The following is a 15083-nucleotide window of genomic DNA, read 5'->3' as shown; positions in this document are numbered from 1 at the left end:
GAGCCGCCCCCGCGCGGCAGATGCAACCACGGACCGACGGGGTGCGCACGTGATTTACCGCGGGGCCGCGGACGGTGCCAACAGGGCCTGCACGAGGGCCCGTACGGTCAGCAGGAAGAGCCGTTCCGGATCGGCCGGGCGGGCCAGGGCGCGGGCCAGCGCCGGGTCGTGCGGGGCGGCGGCCGGGTCCCAGAGCTCGCTCTCGGCGGGGGACTGGGCGGGGGAGCGCTCGCGGTTGCGCTCGACCAGGAGGAAGCCGATGACCTGGAACTGGACGGCGCGCACCGCGTCGGCCGCCCGGGTCCCGCGCAGGCCCGCGGCGTGCACCTCGTGGACGAGCGCCTGCTGGGCGGGCAGGAACATCCGCTCGGTGAGGCCGCGCTCGTGGACCATGGCGATCAGGTGCGGGCGGGCGCGCAGTTCGCGGCGCAGCACCCGGGCCACCGACAGGATCCGCTCGGCGGGGGTGCGTCCGGCCGGCCGGATGGCGCCCATCTCCTCGACCGTCCGCTCGACGAGGGCGTCCAGCAGGGACTCGCGGTTGCCCACGTGCCAGTAGATGGAGGTCACCGCGGTGCCGAGGTCGGCGGCGAGCCTGCGCATGGTGAGGGCGGCCGGACCGTGCTGCCTGACCAGGGACGCGGCGGCGTCCAGGACCTCCGTGCGGGTGAGTGCGGATCTGGTCATGTCGGACGGCCCACCAATCTGTCGGAACGTCAGTTCCGGTCCCTGCAAGGGTCTTTACCCTTCATCGGTGGCGGTGTAACTGTGTTACAGGAACCCGAACCGAAGGGTGGTGCGAGACATGGCACGCGTACGGTACGGAGCGCGCACCGAGGCCGAGATCGCTGCGGCGCGCGAGAAGAGCTCCAAACTCCCCGACATCTGGTCCACCGGTGTCGTCGCGGTCTGGGAGAGCGACCCGGACGTGGTGGCGGCGGTCCTGCCGCCCCCGCTCAAGCCCGCGGAACGGCCCCTGGTGCGGGCCAACATCAGCAAGGTCGACCTGCCCGGCTACCCGCTGGGCGCCGGCTCGGTGGCCGTCGCCGCCCGGCACGGCGGGGTCGAGGGCTGGTACCCGCTGGTCATGCCGATGACCCACGAGCGCGCCCTCGTCGGCGGCCGCGAGGTCTTCGGCGAGCCGAAGAAGCTGGGCGAGGTCACGGTGGAGCGCGACGGGCTCGTCGTCCGCGCCGCCCTCGCCCGTCACGGCATCGCCTTCGTGGAGGTGCGCGGGGCGGTGGACCGCGCGCTGCCGCTGCCCGAGCCCACCCAGAAGACCGACTTCTACTTCAAGTTCCTCCCCGCCGTGGACGGTTCGGGCTTCGACGCCGATCCGGTCCTGGTGCACTGCACCCGCAACGAGAAGGTCCGCAAGCTGGAGCACGTCACCGGCGACGTGGTGCTGCGCGAGTCCATGTTCGATCCGGTCGCCGACCTCCCCGTCCGCCGGATCGTGGAGATCACCATCGGCGAGAAGACCACCGACCAGCGGGGCCGCGCCGTCGAGCGGGTCAGCGCCCAGGCGCTGCTCCCGTACATCCACCAGCGGTACGACGACCCGATGCAGATCCTGGACGGGCCGCCCGAGGGGAGTGTGTGACATGAGACTCGAACCGGGACAGGTGGCCGTCGTCACCGGCGCCGCCAGCGGCATCGGCCTCGCGATGGCCCGCCGCTTCGCCGCCGAAGGCCTCAAGGTCGTCCTCGCCGACGTGGAGGAGGGCGCCCTGCACAAGGCCGCCGGGGAACTCGCCGCCCAAGGGGCCCAGGTGCTCGCCCGGACCGTCGACGTCAGCGAGCGCGACTCGGTGATCTCCCTCGCCGACGCCGCGTACGAGGCCTTCGGCGCCGTGCACGTGCTGTGCAACAACGCGGGCGTCGGCTCCGGGGCCGAGGGCCGCATGTGGCAGCACGAGCCGAACGACTGGCAGTGGGCCTTCTCCGTCAACGTGTGGGGCGTATTCCACGGCATCCAGGCCTTCGTCCCGCGCATGATCGAGGCCGGCGGCCCGGGCCACGTCGTCAACACCTCCTCCGGCGACGGGGGCATCGCCCCGCTGCCCACCGCCTCCGTGTACGCCGTCACCAAGGCGGCCGTGGTCACCATGACCGAATCGCTCTACGCCCACCTCAGGGCCGAGGGCGCCGCCGTGGGAGCCTCCGTCCTCTTCCCCGGACCGCACATGCTGCGCACCGGGCTGTGGGAGTCGCACCGCAACCGGCCCGAGCGCTTCGCGAAGCAGCGGCCGCGCAGGACCCCGTACCGCAGCCTCGACCAGTACGAGGCGGCGATGAAGCAGGCCGGGCACGAGGTGGACTTCACCCCCGTCGAAGAGGTCGCCGAGCACGTCGTCGACGGCATCCGCGCCGACCGCTTCTGGATGCTCCCGGCGAGCGAGCACAGCGACCGGCAGATCCGCGCCCGGTCGCAGTCGATGCTCGACCGGTCCAACCCCGCCTACCTGGAAAGCTTCATCCTCGACTGAGGGGCCTTGTCGTGAGCGCGTACGAAGACCCGTACCTGATCATCTCCTCCGACTGCCACGCCGGCCTGCCCACCGAGCAGTACCGGCCCTACCTGGACTCCCGCTTCCACCGCCAGTTCGACGAGTTCCTCGGCCAGCGCGACGCCCGCCGCGCCGAGGCGACCCGGCTCGGCGTCCGCAACGAGGCCTTCGCCGAGAAGTGGTTCCACGACCACGAGGAAGGCCTCCGCGGCGGCTGGGACACGGCGCAGCGGCTGAAGGAACTCGACGGCGACGGCGTGGCCGCCGAGGTCGTCTTCCCCGACGCGGACGCCGTCGACAGCCAGACCGCGGCCCCCTTCGGGGTGGGCCTGGGCCTCTCCGGGGACCAGGACCCGGAACTGGGCATGGCGGGCGCCCAGGCGCACAACCGCTGGCTGGCGGAGTTCGTGTCGGCCCACCCCGAACGGCACTGCGGCGTCGCCCTGCTCCCCATCACCGGCGAGCCGCAGAAGGTCGTCGCGGAGATCCACCGGGCCAAGGAGTCCGGGCTGGGCGCGCTGATGATCCCCGCCATGTGGGTGGACAAGGCGCCCTACCACGACCGCCGCTACGACCCGGTGTGGGCGGCGGCGGCCGAGACGCAGATGCCGGTGGTCACCCACTCGGGCTCCTCACCGCGCCACGAGTACGGCGACCACCTGGGCATCTTCGTCTCCGAGGTCACCTGGTGGCCCGCCCGGCCCCTGTGGTTCCTGCTCTGGTCGGGGGTCTTCGAGCGGCACCCGGGGCTGAAGTTCGGGGTCGCCGAGTCCGGCTGCTGGTGGCTGCCGAACCAGCTGTGGTTCATGGACCGCCTCTACCTCGGCGCGCACGGCGGCAAGAAGCTGTCCCCGTTCGAGGAGCTCAAGCGCCCGCCGAGCGAGTACCTGGACCGGCAGGTGTTCGTCTGCGCGACCAACACCAAGCGCCGGGAACTGGCCCAGCGCTACGAGATCGGCGTCGACAACATCCTGTGGGGCTCGGACTTCCCCCACCCCGAGGGCACCTGGCCCGACACCCGCAACTGGCTGCGCAGGACCTTCCACGACATCCCGGTCGACGAGACCCGCCGGATGCTCGGGCTGGCCGCGGCCGAGGTGTTCGGCTTCGACACGGCAAGGCTCGCCCCGCTCGCCCGCCGCATCGGCCCCACCCCGGCCGAGCTGGGGCAGTCCCCGGACCAGGCCGCCGTGGCGGCCTCCTGGGCCCGCTCCCGCGAGACGGGCCGGCACTGGCTGACGGGCGAGGACTTCCCGGTGCTGGGGGTGTCCGGATGAGCGGTGCCCCCGACCGGTACACGGTCATCTCGGCCGACTGCCACGCGGGCGCCGACCTGCTGGACTACCGGCCGTACCTGGAGAAGCGCCACCACGAGGAGTTCGACGCCTGGGCCGCCTCGTACGTGAACCCGTACGAGGACCTCCTCGCGGACACGGCGGACCGGAACTGGAACTCGCAGCGGCGCCTGGCGGAGCTCGAAGCCGACGGGATCGTCGCGGAAGTCCTCTTCCCGAACACCATCCCGCCGTTCTTCCCCAAGGCCTCCCTCATGGCCCAGCCCCCTACGGCGGCCGAGTACGAGATGCGGTGGGCCGGGCTCCAGGCCCACAACCGCTGGCTCGCCGACTTCTGCGCGGACGCGCCGGGGCGCCGGGCGGGCGTGGTGCAGATCCTGCTGAACGACGTGGACGCGGCGGTGAAGGAGATCCGCCGCACGAGGCGGGCGGGCCTCACGGGCGGCATCCTGCTGCCCGGCGTCCCGCCCGGCTCCGCCGTCCCGGAGCTCTACTCGGCCGCGTACGACCCGATCTGGGCCGTCTGTGACGAGCTGGACGTGCCGGTCAACCACCACGGCGGCTCCGCGTCCCCGCCGCTGGGCGACGAACCGGCCGCGCGGGCCGTCTTCATGGTGGAGACGACCTGGTTCTCGCACCGGGCCCTGTGGCACCTCGTCTTCGGCGGGGCCTTCCGCCGTCACCCGGGGCTCAAGCTGGTCCTGACCGAGCAGGGCTCCGGCTGGATCCCGGGCGTGCTGGACATGCTGGACTACTACCACGGCCGTCTGGTGGCGGCCTCGGCGACGGCCGAGGCCAAGTTCGGCGCGGGCCTGGCGGAAGCCATGGGCAAGGGCCCGAGCGAGGTCTGGCGGGACAACTGCTTCGTCGGGGCGAGCTTCATGCGCCCCCACGAGGTCCCGCTGCGGGACCGGATCGGCCTCGACAAGATCATGTGGGGCAGCGACTACCCCCACGACGAGGGCACCACCCCCTACTCCCGCGAGGGGCTGCGCATCGCGTACGCGGGCCTGCCGCGGGAGGAGGTCGCGGCGATGGTCGGCGGCAACGCGGCCCGGGTCTACGGGTTCGACCTCTCGCTCCTGGACCCGGTGGCCGCGAAGTGCGGCCCGCTGGTCACGGAGATCGCCGAACCCCTCACGGAGATCCCGCCCCAGGCCACCAGCCCGGCCTTCGCCCGCGGCGGCTCGGTCCGCGTCTGGTGACACCCTCCGCCGGGGCGGCTCAGGACCTGCTGAACCTGATCCGCCCCGGCGGGAAGAGCTCACCGCCCACGGCCCGGGTGCCGCCCGACACCTCGATCCGCAGATCGGGCAGGCCCGCGAGCGGCGTGATGTCGACGGAGGGCCCGCACTGGTTGAGGCCGAGACGGCCCAGCCGCGGGAGTTCGCGCAGCGGCTCCAGCCCGCCGGTCAGGGTGCTGCCCGACAGGAAGAGGTCGGTGAGCCCCTGGTGGCGCACCAGGCTGCCCGGGTCGAGCGCGCTCACGTCGAGCAGCTGGAGCGTGCCGAGCGGCGGCGCCGGGGCCAGCCGGCCGAGCTCCGCCGCCTGGTCGTCCCCGGACACCGTCAGCCAGTTCAGGGCCGTCCACTCCTCCAGTCCCGCCAGGCTCACCCGGTGCGCCCTGCGGTAGAACCCCAGGGCCGTGGCCGAACGCGCCACCGGGAGGTCGGCCACCCGGGCGATCCCCGGGGCGAAGTCCAGCCCGAGATGGTCGAGGGAGGCCATCCCGGCGACCGGTGACAGATCCAGCCCGTCGGGTATCCGGTAGAGGTAGAGGGTCCTCAGGGCGAGCCCCCGGATCCCGTCCAGGTCCGTCACCCGGCAGTCGTCGAAGCCGAGCAGGGTCAGCCGCGGCAGCGCGGACAGGGCCGAGAGGTCCGAGAGGCCGTTGTTCTGGCTGAGGTACAGCATCTCCAGGTCCGGGTGGGTCAGGACCTCCTGGGGGATGCCCCGGTCGCCCTCCAGCCGTACCCGGGACAGGTGCGGCACCCGGGGCAGCAGCGCCAACTGCTCGGCGCTGCTCACCTCCAGGAACGCCAGCTCGCCCAGCGAGGCGTGGGAGAGCACCGCGTCGACGTAGTCCGACCCTTTGAACCTCCGCCAGCCCGTGGAGAGTTCGTGGCACACCAGGAAGCGGCCGTCGTCACGGAACCCGGTGATCAGCTCCAGCGCGCGGACCCCGCCGACGAGGGCCGCCGTACGGACGGTCGCGGCCGCCTCGTCCTCGGTCAGGTCGGCGGGTTCCGGGAGGAGTTCGAGGACCAGCTCGCCCACCTTGGCCAGCTCGTCGGCCTGTTCCACGCTGCGGGGCGGCAGCAGCGCCGCCGTACGGTGCTCGATGTCCGCGCGGACCCCCGGCTCCAGCTCCGGCGCGTGCTCCAGACAGCTGGCCGCCAGCAGGACCAGACGGCTGTGGTCCCGTTTCACCCGGTCGGCCCGGCGCAGCAGGCCGCGCAGCAGCCTGGCCCGTTCGGCGGGCCGGGCGTGGCCGACAGACATCCGGATGACGTCCTCCCAGGTGTCGTCGTGCGCGTGCTGCACGAGGACCCCGAAGTCCCGTTCCTCGACGGCCGCCTTCGCACCCAGGTAGTCCTGGAAGGTGCGGTGCACGAAGTTCACCGCACCCGGGACCGGTTCGCGCAGCAGGCCGCTGCGGATCAGCAGGTGCATGAACACCTGGCCCGCGCTGCCCTGCGCCCGGACCTGCGGCATGGCGTCCATCCACTCGGCCACCATCTCGACGGCCTCGTCCCGGGCGGCCTCCACCTGGCCGTTGCGGATCAGCCAGTACGCGAGCCGCTGGAGCAGCAGGATCTGCTCGTCGCGGGTCAGGTAGACGCCCTCGACCCCGCTGATCTCCCGCTCGGTGTCCCGGCGGACCAGGAGCATGTCCAGAGCGGCGTCGTAGAGCTCCTTGCGGGCCCGGGGCAACTGCATGCGCCGGTCCTGGTTCAGCGCGCAGAGCAGGGCGCACATGAGCGGGTTGGTGGCCAGCTGCCCGAGGTCGCGGCGGGTGCCGACCGCCTCCAGCAAGGAGGTCTCGTACGCGTCCAGCCGGGCCAGCTCCGCCGGGGAGCCGCACTCCTCGCGCGCCGAGGCGTGCCAGTGGGAGACGAAGGCCCGGACGTCACCGCGTTCCATCGGCAGCAGGGAGTGCGGGGTGAAGTCCTGGTGGGCGAGCCAGCCCTCGGGGACCGCCGAGGAGCGGGTCGTGACCACGTAACGCGCCTTGGGGAAGGCGGAGATCAGCGAGCGGAGCCAGGACTCGGTGCGCATGCGCAGCCGCTGGGGCACCTCGTCCACCCCGTCGACGAGCACCACGGCGCGGCCCTCGGACATGAGCTGTTCGGCCCACCCGGCCGGGGCGGTCAGCGGGACGCCGGAGGCCCGCAGGAACTCCTCCGGCAGGGGCAGGCTCGCCGCCGCCGTGAAGGACCGCAGCCGCAGGACGAACGGTACGCAGCCGTTCCATGCCCGCAGTTCCGGGCCGAAGGTCCGCCGGGCCGCGTTGAGGGCCAGCCACTGCACGAGCGTGCTCTTCCCGGAGCCCGCCGGTCCGCGCAGCAGCATCCGCCGGGAGGCGCCGAGCGCCTGCTCGGCCTTCATCGAGGTGAGGTGCATCCCGGCCTCGCCCGGCACGATCTGCTCGCCGCTGACCGCCAGGCTGATGTACGCCACGTCCAGCGGCCACTCCTGCCGGGACCGGCTGAGGGTGAGGCCGAAGAGCTGCAGGCGGCCGTGGGTGCGGGCGACGTACTCGGCGTAGCGCTCCTCGAAGGCGTGGGCGGAGCCGTCCGGGCGGTCCTGGAGCCGTTCCAGCGAGCGGGTCAGCGCCCCCGTGCGCCGGACCAGTTCCACGTCCGCCCGGGCGCCGAAGCCCGGCAGGGTCGTCGCGTACTCCACGGCGTGCGCGCAGCACAGCCGCGTCAGCCGCGCGTACAGGGCCTCGGCCGCGGGGCTCAGGCCCGGCGGGGGAGCGGGGAGGGCCGCGGCCAGGGCGTCCGGGTCGAGGTCCGCGGCGAAGAGGGTTTCGGCGTCCAGCGTGCCCAGGGCGGCGAAGGCGTCGCCCACCGCGTCCACCGCCGCCGCGCGCTCGTGCTCCGGGAGCCGGAGCCGGGCCGTGGCCTCGCCGAGGCGGGCCGCCAGGACCTCCGCCAGCCGGCGGACCTCCGCGTCGCCCAGCTCCGCCGGGCGGCGCCACCGCGGTGCCGGGCGGGCCGGATCGGCGGCGAGTCCCGCGCCCGGAGCCCGTGCCAGGAGGGACTTCAGCAGTGCCCCCGCAGCCGTGCCCGCCACCCGTAAGAGAACCGTCTCGAAACCCGTCATCGCGCACCCTCCCCTTGGCCCCGGCATCATCTCGCGAACCCGCGGTAACCCAGATGGATACCGATCGGTAACAACCTCTAGCGGAGCCCCCGGAGGCGCCTCTATGGTGCGGGCATGCCGAACCTGCCCGATGTCGTGCTGTGGTCCATACCGGCCTTCGTGCTGCTCACCGTCCTGGAGGTGGTGAGCTACCGCCTCCGTCCCGACGAGGACGCGGCCGGGTACGACACCAAGGACGCGGTCACGAGCGTCACCATGGGGCTCGGCAGCATCGGCTTCGACCTGCTGTGGAAGATCCCGGTCGTCGCGGTCTTCACCGCGGTCTACGAACTCACCCCGCTGCGGGTGCCGTTCCTGTGGTGGACCGCCCTGCTGATGCTGCTCGCCCAGGACTTCCTCTACTACTGGCAGCACCGCGGGCACCACGTCATCCGCATCCTGTGGGCCTGCCACGTGGTCCACCACAGCAGCCGCATGTTCAACCTCACCACCGCCCTGCGCCAGCCCTGGACCAGCGCCACCACCTGGTGGTTCTACCTGCCGATGGTGGCCCTCGGCGTGCACCCGGCGGCCATCCCGTTCTGCTACGGGATCAACCTCCTCTACCAGTTCTGGGTCCACACCGAGCGCATCGGGAAGCTGCCGCGCGCCTACGAGTACGTCTTCAACACCCCCTCCCACCACCGGGTCCACCACGCTTCCCAGGGCGGCTACCTGGACCGCAACTTCGGCGGGATCCTGATCCTCTGGGACCGGATGTTCGGCTCCTGGGTGGGGGAGACGGAGCGGCCCGTCTACGGCCTCACCAAGAACATCGCCACCCACAACCCGCTGCGGGTGGCCACCCACGAGTACGCGGCCATCGCCCGGGACGTACGGGCCGCCGCGAACTGGCGCGAGCGGGCCGGACGGATCTTCGCGGGCCCCGGCTGGCAGCCCGCGGCCGCGGCTCCCGCCGCCGTGGCTGCCGCTCCCGCAGTCCAGGCCGCAGCTCCCGTCGCCCCGGCCGCCGCGCCGGCCGAGGCCGAGGCCACCGAGGCCGTCGCCGCAGCCCCCGCGCCCGCCCCGGCCGTCGCCGACGCCGCGGTCCCCGAGCCCAGGCCGGCACCGGCATCCGCACCCGCGTCCGTCCCCGCCCCGGCCGAGGCCCCCGACGCGGGCGCCGACAGCGACGCCCGGACCCCCGTGCGGGAGACCACCCCGTGAGCACCGCGACGCCCGCGCCCCGGCCCGCGCCCTCCTGGGCCGCCGTCCCCGCCCCCGCGGCGCGGGAGCGCCTCGCCCGGGCCGCCCTCCTGGCCTTCGCCGTGGCAGCCGCCGCCGACCTCGGGTCCCTCCTGGCCGACTGGCACCTCGGGCACGTCATCGCCAAGCCCCTCCTGATGCCGCTGCTCGTCGCCCACGTGGTCGCCCGCGGCGCCCCGCGGCTGCTGACCGCCGCCCTGCTGTTCGGCTGGGGCGGGGACCTCGCGCTGCTCTTCGACGCCGAGGCCGCCTTCCTGATCGGCATGGGCTCCTTCGCCGCCGGGCACGTCTGCTACCTGGTGCTCTTCGGCCGCCGCCGTACCAGTCCGCTGCTCGCCGGCGGGTACGCCCTCGCGCTCGTCGCCACCGTCGCCCTGCTGTGGGGGGACCTGCCGGCCGACCTGCGCATCCCGGTCGCCGGGTACAGCCTGCTGCTCACCGCCATGGCCCTGCGCTCCAGCGCCCTCGGCCTGCGGGCCGGGGCGGGCGGGGCGCTGTTCCTGCTCTCCGACACGCTCATCGCCACCGGGGTCGCCGAGTGGCCCCAGCTGCCCCGCCCCGACTTCTGGATCATGGCCACCTACCTGGCCGCCCAGTACCTCCTGGCCACTGGCGTGACCAACCGGAATGCGGGCGTACGGTAGGACGGTCATAGGTCGTACAAGACCGAACGATCCCCGAGCCGGAGGACTGCACCACCATGCGCGCCACCGTCATCCACGCCCCGCACGACATCCGCGTGGAGGAGGTGCCCGACGCTGCGATCCAGCGCCCCGAGGACGCCGTCGTCCGCGTCCTGCGTGCCTGCATCTGCGGCAGCGACCTGTGGGCCTACCGCGGCGAGGCCGCGCGCCAGCCCGGTCAGCGCATCGGCCACGAGTTCCTCGGCATCGTCGAGGAGACCGGCTCCGCGGTGTCCGGCCTGCGCGCCGGCGACCTCGTCGTCGCCCCGTTCATGTGGTCCGACGGCACCTGCGACTACTGCTCCGAGGGCCTCTACACCTCCTGCGTGCACGGCGGCTTCTGGGGCTCGGTCGGCCACGACGGCGGCCAGGGCGAGGCCGTCCGCGTCCCGCACGCCGACGGCACCCTGGTGAAGCTGCCCGCCGCGGCCGTCTCCGACGACCACCTGCTCACCGGTCTCCTCGCCCTGTCCGACGTGCTCGGCACCGGCCACCACGCGGCGCTGGGCGCGGGCGTGCGCAAGGGCTCCACGGTCGCCGTCGTCGGTGACGGCGCGGTCGGCCTGTGCGGGGTCCTCGCGGCCAAGCGCCTGGGCGCCGAGCGGATCATCGCCCTGGGCCGCCACACCGTCCGTACGGACATCGCCAGGCTCTTCGGCGCCACCGACGTCGTCGCGGAGCGCGGGGAGGCGGCCGAGGCGGCCGTCCGCGAGCTCACCGGCGGCCAGGGCGCGCACGCGGTCATCGAGGCCGTCGGCACCGAGCAGTCCATGCGCACCGCCGTGAACATCACCCGTGACGGCGGGGCCGTGGGCTACGTCGGCGTCCCGCACGGCAGTGGCACCGGCCTCGACCTCGGCGTCATGTTCGACCGCAACATCACCCTGCGCGGCGGCGTGGCACCGGTCCGCGCCTACATCCCGGAGCTGCTGGAGGACGTCCTCAGCGGCGCCGTCGACCCGGCCCCCGTCTTCGACCGGGCCGTGTCCCTCGACGAGGTCCCGGACGGGTACCGCGCGATGGACGACCGCAGTGCGCTCAAGGTGCTGATCAAGCCCTGATCAAGCCCAGGACGGCCGGGAGGGCCGGGCGGGGGTGTCCCCCCGCCCGGCCCTCCCGGGGTCCTGCTACTTCTTCACGGCCTTGAGGGCGTCGACCACGCCGTAGCCGTAGTAGCCGGTCTGACCCCACTTGCTCTCGCAGGTGGTGGCGTCTATCAGGACGCCGGCGGCGTCGTAGACCTGCGTCGGGCAGGCCGTCTTGGTGGCCTGGCCCTTGAGCATCGACTGGAGCTGCGACGGGGTCGCCGACGGGTGCGCGCTCTTGAGCAGGGCCGCGACGCCCGCGACGTGCGGGGTCGCCATGGAGGTGCCCTGCTTGTAGCCGTAGCCGCCGGGGATCGTGGACAGCACGCGGCCGTTGGCGTCCGGGGTGGCCGGGACCTGCCACTTGTCGCCGCCGGGGGCCGACACGTCCGCCACGCCGAGGCCGAAGCTGGAGTAGTACGACTTGAAGCCCTTGTCACCGGTCGCGGTCACCGTGACGACGCCCGGGAGCTGGGTGGGCACGTCGAGGCAGACCCGCGGGTCGATGGTGCGCGGCACCGGAGTGGTGTCGTTCGGGCTGGTGTCGTCGGTGATCGAGTCGGCCGACAGGTCGTAGTTCTCGTTGCCGGCCGCGGCGACATGCAGCACGCCCTTGCGCTCGGCGTACTTGCTCGCCCGGCTGAGGGCCTCCACCAGCGCCTTCTGGTCGTCGTCCGACTTGCAGTTGAAGTACCAGGGGTCGACGTAGTAGCTGTTGTTGGTCACCTCGATCCCCTTCTCGGCGGCGAACATGAAGCCGCAGACGACCGCCTCGGTGTAGAAGAGGCTGGTCGCGGGCTCGCTCACCTTGATCGCGGAGATCTGCACGCCGGGGGCGACACCGCTGATGCCCACGCCGTTGCGCGGGGCCGCGATGGTGCCCGCCACGTGGGTGCCGTGGTCGCTGCCGTCGGCGTACGGGCGCCAGGCGCCCTCGGAGGTGTCCGCGACGCCGCCGACACAGTTGGCCGACTGCGACTTGGAGAAGTTCCCCGCGAGATCGGGGTGGGTGTCGTCCACACCCGTGTCGATGACGCCCACCGTGACGTTCCGGCTGCCATCGTTGATCTTGTGAGCCTGATCGGCCTTGATCGAACGCAGGTCCCACTGGTTGGCTTCCAGCGGTTCCTGCCCGGGCGCAGCCTCCGCCGCCGCCTCGGTGGCGTCCGCGGCGCTCAGGCGCTGCGTGGTGCCCTCCTCGGTGGTCTGCACGGTCTGGAGCGGGGCCGTACGGGTGGCGCCCACGGAGACGAACAGGCTGCGCTGGGCCCGCAGCTGCTTGGCGAAGTCCGGGTTCTGGGAATGTGCGACGACGACCCCGATCTGGTCGTGGGCCTTCACCACCGTTCCGCCGGCGCGCTCGATGGCCTTCTTGGCCTGCTTCACCGTGCCGTACGCGGTCAGGTTCGCCACGTACGAGAGCTTGGGCCCGGTGGTGTCGGCCTTGGAGGCCGTCGCTGCGTCCGCGGTGCTGCCCAGCGGGGCGGCGGAGGCCGCGACCGCGGGGAGGAAGGCGAGCGAGGCGGTGAGCGCCAGCCCGACCGGCACGGAGAGGGCACGGCGGCGTCCGTTGAAGGAACGCGACCCCAGATGAGCCATGGGTTCTCCACATCATCCTTGGTAAAGCCGTCCGGACGTGGTCACGGCGGACGGGTTCATGACAGGTGGAACCTAGTGCCGGTGTTCCCCTCTGCGCCATCAGTTCGAGAAATCAGTTTCTAAAGAAACAGCGGGTGTTGAACCGTCCCGACACGCCGGCCGTGCCGTTGACAGGGGGGCTCAGCACCACCGTCCCCCCACACGGAGGTTGTTTTGTCCGTCGTCCCCACCGCACCCGCGTCACAAGGAGAGCCCCCCGTGACCACCGAAGCAGCGCCGCCCCCCGGCAGCGCGGGAGCGCCCCCGGCGGCTCCCACGGCCGAAGAGTTCGGACACGTCCAGCGCAGCCCCGAGTTCGCCGAACTGCGCAGCTCCTACCGCTCCTTCGCCTTCCCGCTCACCGTGGCCTTCATCGCCTGGTACCTGCTCTACGTCCTGCTGTCCAGCTATGCGGGCGGCTTCATGGGGACCAAGCTCTTCGGCAACATCAACGTGGCCCTCGTGCTCGGCCTCGCGCAGTTCGCGACGACCTTCCTGATCGCCTGGCTCTACTCGCGGCACGCCGCCGCCAAGCTCGACCCGAAGGCCGCGGCCATCAAGGCGCGGATGGAGGGCGGGGAATGAGCAACAGCCTCCAGCTGACGACGACCGCGAACATGACGGTCGGCGCCGGGGCCACCGAGCACCGCCCGCTGATCATGACCCTCTTCGGCCTGTTCGTCGTCGCCACCCTGATCATCACGATCTGGGCCGGCCGCCAGACGAAGGACGCCGCCGACTTCTACGCGGGCGGACGCCAGTTCACCGGCTTCCAGAACGGCCTGGCCATCTCCGGCGACTACATGTCCGCCGCTTCCTTCCTCGGCATCGCCGGAGCCATCGCCCTCTTCGGCTACGACGGCTTCCTGTACTCCATCGGCTTCCTCGTCGCCTGGCTGGTCGCCCTGCTGCTCGTCGCCGAGCCGCTGCGCAACTCCGGCCGCTACACGATGGGCGACGTCCTCGCCTACCGGATGCGCCAGCGGCCCGTGCGCACCGCCGCGGGCACCTCCACCATCGTGGTCTCGATCTTCTACCTGCTCGCCCAGATGGCCGGCGCCGGCGTGCTCGTCTCCCTGCTGCTGGGCATCACCAGCGACGGCGGGAAGGTGGCCGTGGTCGCGCTGGTGGGCGTCCTGATGATCGTCTACGTGACCATCGGCGGCATGAAGGGCACCACCTGGGTCCAGATGATCAAGGCGGTCCTGCTCATCGCGGGCGCCCTGCTGATCACCTTCCTGGTGCTGCTGGAGTTCGATTTCAACGTCTCCGACCTGCTGGGCAAGGCCGCGGAGAACAGCGGACAGGGCGTCAAGTTCCTGGAACCCGGACTGAAGTACGGCAAGGACGGGGTCACGAAGCTCGACTTCATCTCCCTCGGCCTCGCCCTGGTCCTGGGCACCGCGGGCCTGCCGCACATCCTGATCCGCTTCTACACGGTTCCCACCGCCAAGGCCGCCCGCAAGTCCGTGAACTGGGCCATCGGCATCATCGGCGCCTTCTACCTGATGACGATCGCGCTGGGCTTCGGCGCCGCGGCCCTGCTGAACCGGGCCGACATCCTCGCCTCGAACAAGGCGGGCAACACCGCCGCCCCGCTGCTCGCCCAGGAGATCGGCGGCGGAGCGGACTCCACCGGCGGCGCGATCCTGCTCGCCGTGATCTCCGCGGTCGCCTTCGCCACCATCCTCGCCGTGGTCGCCGGCCTCACCCTGGCCTCCTCCTCGTCCTTCGCGCACGACCTCTACGTGAACGTCATCCGCAAGGGCAACGCCACCGAGAAGGAGGAGGTGCGCGCGGCCCGCTGGTCCACCGTGGTCATCGGAGCCGTCGCCATCGGCCTCGGGGCCCTCGCCCGCGACCTGAACGTCGCCGGCCTGGTCGCCCTCGCCTTCGCGGTGGCCGCCTCCGCCAACCTGCCGACGATCCTCTACAGCCTCTTCTGGAAGCGCTTCACCACCCAGGGTGCGCTGTGGTCGATCTACGGAGGCCTGATCTCGGCGGTCGGGCTGGTGCTCTTCTCCCCGGTCGTCTCCGGCAAGCCCACCTCGATGTTCAAGGACGCCGACTTCTACTGGTTCCCCCTGGAGAACCCCGGCATCATCTCCATCCCGCTCGGCTTCCTGCTGGGCTGGCTGGGCACCGTCCTGTCGAAGGAGAAGGCGGACCCGGCGAAGTTCGCCGAGCTGGAGGTCCGCTCCCTGACCGGTACCGGGGCGCACTGACGAAGGCTCCATGAGTTCGTCCGAACACCCTGCGTGGCCGCATCGTACTTCTCTACGATGCGGCCACGCCGCG

Annotated in this window: 12 protein-coding genes; 9 read left to right on the top strand and 3 right to left on the bottom strand. The window is 72.3% G+C overall.

Translation table 11 applies throughout. The features are described 5' to 3' along the window. Positions 1-54 precede the first annotated feature (54 nt). Positions 55-687, bottom strand: coding sequence for a TetR/AcrR family transcriptional regulator (locus IO30_RS0129580; RefSeq protein ID WP_031147988.1), 633 nt, complete (start codon positions 685-687; stop codon positions 55-57). A gap of 118 nt (positions 688-805) precedes the next feature. Here IO30_RS0129580 and IO30_RS0129575 point away from each other — a divergent pair, with 118 nt between their 5' ends. The 4 genes from IO30_RS0129575 to IO30_RS0129560 are packed head-to-tail and all read left to right on the top strand — an operon-like array spanning position 806 to position 5010. Further along, positions 806-1603: an acetoacetate decarboxylase family protein gene (locus IO30_RS0129575; protein ID WP_031147986.1), complete on the top strand. Its 798-nt coding sequence runs from the start codon at positions 806-808 to the stop codon at positions 1601-1603. 1 nt (position 1604) lies between these two features. Further along, positions 1605-2489 (top strand): SDR family NAD(P)-dependent oxidoreductase, encoded by an 885-nt coding sequence (locus IO30_RS0129570; protein WP_031147984.1) that lies wholly within the window; start codon positions 1605-1607, stop codon positions 2487-2489. An 11-nt stretch (positions 2490-2500) separates the two neighbouring features. Next, the gene (locus IO30_RS0129565; protein ID WP_031147982.1) at positions 2501-3787 is read left to right on the top strand and encodes an amidohydrolase family protein; all 1287 of its coding nucleotides are present in this window, start codon (positions 2501-2503) and stop codon (positions 3785-3787) included. Then, positions 3784-5010, top strand: coding sequence for an amidohydrolase family protein (locus IO30_RS0129560; RefSeq protein ID WP_031147979.1), 1227 nt, complete (start codon positions 3784-3786; stop codon positions 5008-5010). Before IO30_RS0129565 ends, IO30_RS0129560 begins: the two co-directional genes overlap by 4 nt. Positions 5011-5029: 19 nt before the next feature. Here IO30_RS0129560 and IO30_RS0129555 read toward each other — a convergent pair whose 3' ends face one another. Then, positions 5030-8134, bottom strand: a complete 3105-nt coding sequence (locus IO30_RS0129555) for an NACHT domain-containing protein (protein WP_031147978.1) — start codon at positions 8132-8134, stop codon at positions 5030-5032. A gap of 114 nt (positions 8135-8248) precedes the next feature. On the opposite strand from IO30_RS0129555, the gene IO30_RS0129550 reads away from it, so the two are divergent. The 3 genes from IO30_RS0129550 to IO30_RS0129540 are packed head-to-tail and all read left to right on the top strand — an operon-like array spanning position 8249 to position 11123. Then, the gene (locus IO30_RS0129550) at positions 8249-9340 is read left to right on the top strand and encodes a sterol desaturase family protein (RefSeq protein WP_051902663.1); all 1092 of its coding nucleotides are present in this window, start codon (positions 8249-8251) and stop codon (positions 9338-9340) included. Continuing rightward, positions 9337-10023, top strand: coding sequence for a lysoplasmalogenase (locus tag IO30_RS0129545; RefSeq protein WP_078904315.1), 687 nt, complete (start codon positions 9337-9339; stop codon positions 10021-10023). The genes IO30_RS0129550 and IO30_RS0129545 overlap by 4 nt, the downstream gene beginning before the upstream one ends. Positions 10024-10079: 56 nt before the next feature. Continuing rightward, on the top strand, positions 10080-11123 hold the full coding sequence (locus IO30_RS0129540) for a zinc-dependent alcohol dehydrogenase family protein (protein ID WP_031147972.1): 1044 nt from the start codon (positions 10080-10082) through the stop codon (positions 11121-11123). A gap of 66 nt (positions 11124-11189) precedes the next feature. Here the strand turns inward: IO30_RS0129540 and IO30_RS0129535 are convergent, their stop codons facing one another. After that, the gene (locus IO30_RS0129535) at positions 11190-12746 is read right to left on the bottom strand and encodes a S8 family serine peptidase (RefSeq protein WP_031147971.1); all 1557 of its coding nucleotides are present in this window, start codon (positions 12744-12746) and stop codon (positions 11190-11192) included. 258 nt (positions 12747-13004) lie between these two features. On the opposite strand from IO30_RS0129535, the gene IO30_RS0129530 reads away from it, so the two are divergent. Together IO30_RS0129530 and IO30_RS0129525 are read left to right on the top strand one after the other, a co-directional pair. Continuing rightward, on the top strand, positions 13005-13370 hold the full coding sequence (locus tag IO30_RS0129530; protein ID WP_031147969.1) for a DUF485 domain-containing protein: 366 nt from the start codon (positions 13005-13007) through the stop codon (positions 13368-13370). Beyond that, positions 13367-15010, top strand: a complete 1644-nt coding sequence (locus tag IO30_RS0129525; RefSeq protein WP_031147967.1) for a solute symporter family protein — start codon at positions 13367-13369, stop codon at positions 15008-15010. The genes IO30_RS0129530 and IO30_RS0129525 overlap by 4 nt, the downstream gene beginning before the upstream one ends. Positions 15011-15083 lie beyond the last annotated feature (73 nt).

It is taken from the genome of Streptomyces xanthophaeus, from assembly GCF_000725805.1.
GTDB classification, from domain to species: domain Bacteria; phylum Actinomycetota; class Actinomycetes; order Streptomycetales; family Streptomycetaceae; genus Streptomyces; species Streptomyces xanthophaeus.
This window is presented reverse-complemented; position numbering and strand designations above follow the sequence as displayed.